This is a genomic window from Propionivibrio sp., assembly GCF_017995515.1.
In the GTDB taxonomy this organism is placed as follows: domain Bacteria; phylum Pseudomonadota; class Gammaproteobacteria; order Burkholderiales; family Rhodocyclaceae; genus Propionivibrio.
This window is the reverse complement of sequence record NZ_JAGOIT010000043.1, coordinates 21,750-29,504: the sequence shown is the minus strand read 5'-3', so window position 1 is coordinate 29,504 and position 7,755 is coordinate 21,750. Positions and strand designations below refer to the sequence as shown.

Below are 7,755 nucleotides of genomic sequence, written 5' to 3'. Positions count from 1 at the left end.
CCGCCATCGCTACTTGCGCCTTGAATTCCGCACTGTGTTGCTTGCGCTTCGTTCCCATCTTTCACGTCCCTTTCAACCGGTCAGCCTTAGCTTAGCCGACTGTCCGAAAAAACGTGACCGCCGCAGACAGCGCACAGCTTAAACCGCTGTCTCGAAAACGGGGACCACTATAACCCGTCGAGGTGGTGCAATACGGGCTCGGATGCCCAACAGCAGAGCAAGGCTAGCTGGCCGCTTTGTTTAAACTGTGTTTAAACTGAGCCATGGTTTTTGACCTCAAAGCAAAAAGGCCAGTCCGAAGACTGGCCTAAGTTCTTGAAACTATTGGTCGGGGCGGCGGGATTCGAACTCGCGACCCCTTGCACCCCATGCAAGTGCGCTACCAGGCTGCGCTACGCCCCGACAGCTGATCATTATAGATCAAAATCCTGTGACTTTTTCGCTGTATCTAACAATTTTGATATGTTTAGCAATTCGCTTCGGAGAGCTTCGGGCGCGAGTACAGCGGTGCCCGAAGCTGCGATCGATTCATCCAAGCGGCCGCGAGCTCCGCTGATCGTAAATCCTTGATTATATAGCAACTCACGAATTCTCCTCACCAGCAGTACTTCGTGGTGCTGGTAATACCGGCGATTGCCGCGTCGTTTTACCGGCTTCAGTTGATTAAACTCTTGTTCCCAATAACGAAGTACGTGCGGCTTTACCCCACACAACTCACTAACCTCCCCGATCGTGAAGTAGCGTTTGGCTGGGATCGGTGGCAATGGTTCCTTGCTAGTGTCTTTATGATTCGGTTCCATCGTAACTTAACTCAACTTCGCCTTTGAGCTTTTGGCTGGCATGAAATGTGACTACGCGTCGAGCGGTTATCGGGATTTCTTCACCAGTTTTCGGGTTACGTCCTGGACGTTGGGGTTTGTCGCGTAGCTGAAAGTTTCCAAATCCGGAAAGCTTTACTCCATCGCCGCGTTCAAGAGCGTTCCGAACTTCTTCGAAAAAAGCCTCGACCATGTCTTTAGCTTCACGCTTGTTGAGTCCGACTTTCTCAAAGAGCAAATCAGCGAGTTCTGCTTTCGTAAGCGTCATGTCTTATTGTTCCCATCAGACGCGGAGTTGAGCAGCGAAAGACTGCTGAATGTAACCGATCAATTTCTGTATGGCCGCATCGACCTCCGCGTCTAGCAAAGTCTTTTGAGTATCTTGCATAACTATACGGAACGCAAGACTTTTCTTGCCGGATTCGACTCCCTTTCCGGTGTAGACATCGAACAATTGAACTGCGTGAACAATCGCTGGCTTGTTGATCTCGAGACCGTCCAACAACTGCTGCAAATCAAGTTTTTGATCGACCAAAACAGCCAAATCACGGACAGCATAAGGCTGCCGCGAGACTTCACGGAATGTGAGTGGCTGTGTTTTCAGAAGTGCGTTTAAGTCCATCTCGAAGGCGACCGGAACTACAGGGAGCTCGTACTTCTGCACCCATTCCGGATGAATTTCTCCGAGAGCACCGATGGCTTTACCATCAAGTACGACGTGAGCGCACCGACCGGGGTGAAACGCGGGGTGGTCGGCTCTTTCGAACCGCGCCTTGGTCGGCGCGAGAAGAAATTCGACCTCGGCCTTGATGTCGTAGAAATCGACGTTGCGAGATGGGCATCCCCATTGCTCGGGCAGGGTGCTGCCGTAGGCTAAACCCGCGACGTTCAGCGGCTGATGAAAACCGGGAACAGGGCTTCCAGAACTTTGACGGAAAAAGCAACGACCTGTTTCGAATACCCGGACTCTGTTTTGCTTGCGCTTAAGATTTGTGGAGACGTTTGCGACCAAACCACCTAGCAGTGTGGAACGCATCACGCTCATTTGGCTAGCGATTGGATTGGCTAGTTTGATGGGTGTGTCGTTGCGTGCAAAGTCTGCCTCCCAAGACTCTTCGACAAATGCGAAGTTGATGACTTCCTGGAATCCGCGGTCTGCCAGAATGTGCCGAATCCGGCTGACTGAACGACTGGCCTCCGTTTGTGGGAGCATCGAAAGCTGAGCTCTCGGCGATCGGGCTGGAACCTTGTCGTATCCGTATAAGCGGACGACCTCTTCAATCAGATCCTCCTCGATTTCGATGTCGAATCGGTGAGTTGGCGGATTTACGATGAAGTCTCCTGCCTCTATTTCATGGTCAAGGGCTAGGCGGGTCAGGAGTCCTGCGACCTCCTCGGCGGAGAAATCGATCCCCAAAACCTTTGCGAGCCTGCTTAGCCGAAGTTTGACCGGTGCTCTTGACGGAAGATTGGCTTTCGCCTCGGTGATGGGTCCGGCATCTCCGCCACAAATATCAAGAATTAGCTGAGTTGCTCGCTCAAGGGCGCGTCGCGTGCTGCCGAAATCGACGCCGCGCTCAAATCGGTGAGAAGCATCTGAGGAAAAACCGTATCGTCTCGCTCGTCCAGCGATCGCACGCGGTGAGAAAAACGCGGACTCTAGAAACATCTCCTCGGTTTCTAGACTAATGCCGCTGTTGGCGCTACCCATAATGCCGGCCATCGCAACCGCTCGCTTGTCGTCGGAGATGAGTAGTACATCATCTTGAAGCTCAAGCATTTGCTCGTTCAAAAGGCAAATCGATTCGCCTTTGGATGCGATTCGTGCGTGGATTGCACCTTCCAGCAGTGCGTTATCGAAAGCGTGCAGCGGCTGCCCAAGTTCAAGCATCACATAATTAGTGATATCGACGAGTGCCGATATGGAACGGATACCACTTCGTTCCAAGCGCTGTTTCATCCATTCGGGCGTCGGTGTCTTAGCATCAACGCCAGAGATGACCCGCCCACAATAGAGTGGGCAGGCGGTGGGTGCGTCCAGAACTACGTCACGCTTCGCGTTTGTGCTGACGGCGACTTCGGCGATTGCGGGAAGCATCAGCGCGCTGTCGGTTAGTGCAGCGACCTCACGCGCAATTCCCACCAAGGAGAGGCAATCAGCCCTGTTGGGCGTCAGTTTTAGCGTGAGGGCCCGGTCGTCGAGGTCGAGATATTCGCGGATGTTCTGGCCAATAGGCGCTTCCGGCGCCAAAACGAAAAGTCCGGAAGCGTCGTCCGAAATGCCCAGTTCCTTGGCAGAGCAGAGCATTCCGGATGATTCTATGCCTCTGACTTTTGCTACCTTTATCTGGAAATTGCCGGGGAGATTCGCGCCCGGCAGAGCACAAGGTACGCGCAGGCCAGTCGTGACGTTTGGAGCGCCGCATACGATTTGCAGTGGGGACGATAGTCCGGCATCGACGGTACATACATTAAGGCGGTCCGCATCCGGGTGCCTGGCAACCTCCAAGACATGTGCGATGACCACCTTGTCAAAGTGGGGGGCAACCGTTTCTTCCTCCTCGACTTCCAAGCCAGCCATTGTGAGAAGGTGAGAGAAGTCGCTCCCAGATACCGAGGGGTTAACAAAACTGCGAAGCCAAGACTCAGAGAATTTCATGGATGATCCGTATCACCAATAACCATCAAACGAATTGACGCAGAAAGCGTAGGTCGCCATCGAAGAACAGCCGAAGGTCGTTAACTCCGTACCGGAGCATGGTCAGGCGATCTGGCCCCATGCCGAAGGCGAATCCGAGATATCTTTCCGGATCAATGCCGACATGTCGCAAAACGTTTGGATGCACCATGCCGCAACCGGCAATTTCAAGCCAGCGGCCCTCAAGTGGTCCACTCATGAATGCGACGTCTATTTCGGCTGACGGCTCCGTGAACGGGAAAAATGAAGGACGGAAACGAACCTGCAAATCGTCACTTTCGAAGAAGCGGCGCAGGAAATCGGCAACAACACCTTTCAGGTCGGAAAAGCTAACATCTTCGCCAATCCAGAGGCCTTCGACCTGGTGAAACATGGGCGAGTGCGTTGCGTCGGAATCAACACGGTAGACTCTGCCGGGTGCAATGATGCGGATTTCCGGCATGCAACCGAGGTGCGCGTACTTCGCTACATGTGCCTGCATGTAGCGCACCTGAATTGGACTCGTATGAGTACGCAGGAGGATCCCCTCAGCAACGCTACCGTCTTCGTTCTGCAGATAGAACGTGTCGTGCATTGACCGTGCAGGGTGATCCTCAGGGGTGTTCAGCGCGGTGAAGTTCTGGAAATCGGCTTCAATCTCCGGCCCGTCTGCGACCTCGAAACCAATCGATCGGAACAGCGCCTCGATACGTTCCAGCGTACGGGTAACGGGGTGCAATCCACCTTTGGATTCGCCGCGTCCCGGCAGGGTTACATCAAGGGATTCCTCTGCTAGGCGAGTTTCAAGCGCCTTGCGTCGGAGGTGCTCGCGTCTTGAATTGAGCGCGGTCTCGATGAATTCTTTTGTCTTGTTGATCGCAGCGCCGGCAGATTTCTTATCTTCCGGCGACAACTTTGCAAGGCCTTTGAGCAGTTCGGTAATCTGACCACTCTTGCCGAGAAAGCGCGCTTTGACTTGCTCTAGCGTGTCGGGGTTATCAGTTGCCGCGAAAGCCGCAACAGCGTCTTGTGCTATTTGATCAAGGTTCTGCATGGGTATCTATCTACCACGTCACCGAAAAAAAAGGAGGCGCGAGCCTCCTTTTTTGACACGCTTACTATCAGGCGCTAAGTTGGGCTTTGGCTTGCGCGGCCAGAGCGGCAAAGGCGGGTTTGTCAAAAACGGCCAAGTCAGCCAGTACTTTGCGGTCCACCTCGACTTGCGCTTTTTTCAGCCCATTCATGAAGGTGCTGTACTTTAGTCCGACTTCGCGGGCTGCCGCGTTAATTCTGGCAATCCACAAAGCGCGGAACTGACGCTTCCTTTGGCGACGGTCACGATAGGCATACTGACCCGCCTTCATCACCGCCTGTTTGGCGATGCGATATACGTTCTTGCGACGGCCGCGGTAACCCTTGGCCAGTTCAAAAACCTTCTTGTGGCGCGCGCGCGCCGTTACACCACGTTTTACTCGGGGCATTCGTTTCTCCTTACGCGTAAGGCATCATGGCGCGAACCATGGCCTTGTCGGAGTCATGCACTCCGGTTACGCCACGCAATTGACGCTTGGCTTTGGTGGTTTTCTTGGTCAGGATGTGGCGTTTGAACGCTTGGCCGCGTTTGACGCGGCCACTTGCACTGACCTTGAAGCGCTTTTTTGCGCCACTCTTGGTCTTCATTTTGGGCATTGAATGCTCCTTATGTGCATGAAGTCAGGTGTTTCCCGGCGGGAATGCTTTGTTACCTGAATCCACTTATTGGTGTTACTAAACAACAACTACAACTACTTCTTTCGTGTTGGCGCTAGAACCATCACCATCTGGCGCCCTTCCATCTTTGGCATTTGCTCGACTGTCGCGAACTCTTGCAAATCAAGCCTAATTCTCTCGATCTGTCGCATTCCGATTTCTTGATGCGCCATTTCGCGGCCGCGGAAACGCAAAGTGACCTTAACTTTGTCCTCCTCCTGCAAGAAACGAATCATGTTTCGCAATTTGATCTGGTAATCGTTCTCGTCCGTACCTGGGCGAAACTTGATTTCCTTGACCTGAACCTGCTTCTGCTTAAGCTTTTGTTCGTGCTGTCGTTTCTGTTCCTGGTATTTGAATTTGCCGTAATCCATTATCCGGCAAACAGGAGGCTGCGCCATCGGAGCAATCTCGACGAGATCAACTCCGGCTTCCTCAGCTAGCTGCAAAGCCTGGCGAACATTCATGATACCGAGGGCTTCGCCCTCGGTGCCTACCAGTCGAATTTCAGGTGCGTTAATTTCTTCGTTAACGCGTTGCGCCTTTTGCAGTGCGATGGCTACGCTCCTTGTGCCGTCAAAAATTAAGCCGTGCCACTTCGCGCTACAACTTCTCCAAGAAGTCGTTCGGCCAGTTTCTCGATTGGCATTGCTCCGAGGTCTTGGCCGCCGCGTGTACGCACGGCAACGAGATTAGCCGCCATTTCCTTATCACCGACAACGATCTGGTAAGGCAGCTTGTTCAAGCTATGTTCTCGTATTTTATAGGTAATTTTTTCGTTGCGCAAATCGCTCTCGACCCGTAACCCCATTTTGCGCAAAGCCTTTGCGACGTTATCTGCATAATCCTGTTGCTTCTCGGAGATATTTAGTACCACCGCCTGTACTGGCGATAGCCAAAGTGGGAGTGCGCCGGACCAGTTTTCGATGAGGATTCCGATAAACCGTTCCAGCGAGCCAAGAATCGCCCGGTGCAGCATTACGGGTGTGTGTCGGGCGTTGTCCTCACCGACGTACTCGGCGCCAAGGCGTTGCGGCATGGAGAAGTCGACCTGGATGGTTCCGCATTGCCATGAGCGGCCGATTGCGTCCTTGATGTGAAATTCAATCTTGGGTCCGTAGAAAGCACCTTCTCCCGGCAACTCGTCCCACTGCAATCCCGATGCTTTGAGTCCTTCGCGAAGCGCCAGTTCGGCTTTGTCCCAGACTTCGTCGGCCCCGACGCGCTTCTCCGGTCGCAGGGCCAGTTTGACCGAGATGTCGTGGAAACCGAAATCGGCGTAGACCTTACGCACCAGTGCGTTAAATGCCGTGACCTCCGGTTGGATTTGATCCTCTGTGCAGAAAATATGCCCATCGTCCTGCGTGAAGCTGCGGACGCGCATGATGCCGTGCAATGCGCCTGATGGCTCGTTGCGGTGGCATGACCCGAACTCACCATAGCGGAGTGGGAGGTCCCTGTAGCTGCGGAGCCCGGTGTTGAAAACCTGGATGTGGCCCGGACAGTTCATTGGCTTGATTGCGTAGTCGTGTTTTTCCGACTCCGTCGTGAACATGTTGTCTTTGTAGTTTTCCCAATGACCGGATTTCTCCCAGAGCGTGCGGTCGAGAATCTGTGGGCACTTGATTTCAAAATAGCCATTGTCCTGATAGACGCGCCGCATGTGCTGTTCGATCTGTTGCCACACGGCCCAACCCTTTGAGTGCCAGAAGATCATGCCCGGGGCTTCGTCTTGCAGGTGGAAGAGGTCGAGTTGGCGGCCTAGTCGGCGATGGTCGCGCTTTTCCGCCTCTTCCAGCATCGTCAGGTATGCGTCCTGATCCTCTTTCTTGGCCCAGGCGGTGCCGTATATGCGCTGGAGTTGCTCGTTGCGGTGATCGCCGCGCCAATAGGCGCCGGCAACTTTCATCAGCTTGAAGACTTTGAGTTTGCCGGTTGAAGGGGCGTGTGGTCCGCGGCAGAGGTCGACGAAGTTGCCTTCTCTGTAGAGAGAGACCTCCTGTCCTTCAGGGATGGCTGCAATCAGCTCGGCTTTGTAATGTTCCCCAATTGACTGGAAGAAGGCTGTTGCGTCATCTCGTTTCCAGACTTCGCGGGTTATCGGAAGGTCACGCTTTGCGATTTCCGTCATTCGCTTTTCGATTGCGGAGAGATCGTCCGGGGTAAACGGGCGCTTGAACGCAAAGTCGTAATAGAAGCCGTTTTCAACAACCGGCCCAATGGTTACTTGCGCTTCAGGAAACAGGTCCTTGACTGCGTAGGCGAGCAAGTGTGCGCTCGAGTGACGGAGGATGCCCAAGCCTTCAGGGTCGCGGTCGGTAATGATTCCAACCTGGGCATCTGTTTCAATGCGATATGAAGTGTCTACGACATTGCCATTGACTTTGCCGGCCAGTGCCGCGCGGGCTAGGCCGGCGCCAATACTTTGGGCGATCTCGGCGATGGTTACAGGCTGTGCAAACTCCCGTTGAGAGCCGTCGGGTAGTGTAATGACCGGCATGTTTCGACCCC

The 7,755-nt window shown here is 53.8% G+C and carries 8 protein-coding genes and 1 tRNA gene; all 9 read right to left on the bottom strand.

The features are described 5' to 3' along the window. Positions 1-325: 325 nt before the first annotated feature. A tRNA-Pro gene (locus KBA32_RS08985) sits at positions 326-402 on the bottom strand. Between the two features lie 11 nt (positions 403-413). Beyond that, the gene (locus KBA32_RS08980) at positions 414-800 is read right to left on the bottom strand and encodes a MerR family transcriptional regulator (RefSeq protein ID WP_294357701.1); all 387 of its coding nucleotides are present in this window, start codon (positions 798-800) and stop codon (positions 414-416) included. After that, positions 784-1,086, bottom strand: a complete 303-nt coding sequence (locus tag KBA32_RS08975; protein ID WP_294357697.1) for an integration host factor subunit alpha — start codon at positions 1,084-1,086, stop codon at positions 784-786. Before KBA32_RS08975 ends, KBA32_RS08980 begins: the two co-directional genes overlap by 17 nt. A gap of 15 nt (positions 1,087-1,101) precedes the next feature. Beyond that, positions 1,102-3,477: a phenylalanine--tRNA ligase subunit beta gene (pheT, locus tag KBA32_RS08970; RefSeq protein WP_294357694.1), complete on the bottom strand. Its 2,376-nt coding sequence runs from the start codon at positions 3,475-3,477 to the stop codon at positions 1,102-1,104. Positions 3,478-3,502: 25 nt separating this feature from the next. After that, positions 3,503-4,549, bottom strand: a complete 1,047-nt coding sequence (pheS, locus tag KBA32_RS08965; RefSeq protein WP_294357692.1) for a phenylalanine--tRNA ligase subunit alpha — start codon at positions 4,547-4,549, stop codon at positions 3,503-3,505. Between the two features lie 67 nt (positions 4,550-4,616). Further along, positions 4,617-4,976 (bottom strand): 50S ribosomal protein L20, encoded by a 360-nt coding sequence (gene rplT / locus KBA32_RS08960; protein ID WP_294357689.1) that lies wholly within the window; start codon positions 4,974-4,976, stop codon positions 4,617-4,619. A 10-nt stretch (positions 4,977-4,986) separates the two neighbouring features. Then, positions 4,987-5,184, bottom strand: a complete 198-nt coding sequence (rpmI, locus tag KBA32_RS08955; RefSeq protein WP_294357686.1) for a 50S ribosomal protein L35 — start codon at positions 5,182-5,184, stop codon at positions 4,987-4,989. A gap of 95 nt (positions 5,185-5,279) precedes the next feature. Next, complete coding sequence (gene infC, locus KBA32_RS08950) at positions 5,280-5,801, bottom strand: translation initiation factor IF-3 (protein WP_294357715.1); 522 nt, start codon at positions 5,799-5,801, stop codon at positions 5,280-5,282. Positions 5,802-5,827: 26 nt separating this feature from the next. Continuing rightward, positions 5,828-7,744 carry a threonine--tRNA ligase gene (thrS, locus tag KBA32_RS08945; RefSeq protein WP_294357683.1) on the bottom strand — a complete coding sequence of 639 codons (1,917 nt, stop codon included), beginning with the start codon at positions 7,742-7,744 and terminating at the stop codon, positions 5,828-5,830. Positions 7,745-7,755: the final 11 nt, after the last annotated feature.

Excerpts from the sequence above, each read along its gene's own strand:
- pheT (WP_294357694.1), bottom strand. The coding sequence starts at position 3,477 with ATGAAATTCTCTGAGTCTTGGCTTCGCAGTTTTGTTAACCCCTCGGTA.
- rpmI (WP_294357686.1), bottom strand. The coding sequence starts at position 5,184 with ATGCCCAAAATGAAGACCAAGAGTGGCGCAAAAAAGCGCTTCAAGGTC.
- pheS (WP_294357692.1), bottom strand. The coding sequence starts at position 4,549 with ATGCAGAACCTTGATCAAATAGCACAAGACGCTGTTGCGGCTTTCGCG.
- thrS (WP_294357683.1), bottom strand. The coding sequence starts at position 7,744 with ATGCCGGTCATTACACTACCCGACGGCTCTCAACGGGAGTTTGCACAG.
- KBA32_RS08975 (WP_294357697.1), bottom strand. The coding sequence starts at position 1,086 with ATGACGCTTACGAAAGCAGAACTCGCTGATTTGCTCTTTGAGAAAGTC.
- KBA32_RS08980 (WP_294357701.1), bottom strand. The coding sequence starts at position 800 with ATGGAACCGAATCATAAAGACACTAGCAAGGAACCATTGCCACCGATC.
- rplT (WP_294357689.1), bottom strand. The coding sequence starts at position 4,976 with ATGCCCCGAGTAAAACGTGGTGTAACGGCGCGCGCGCGCCACAAGAAG.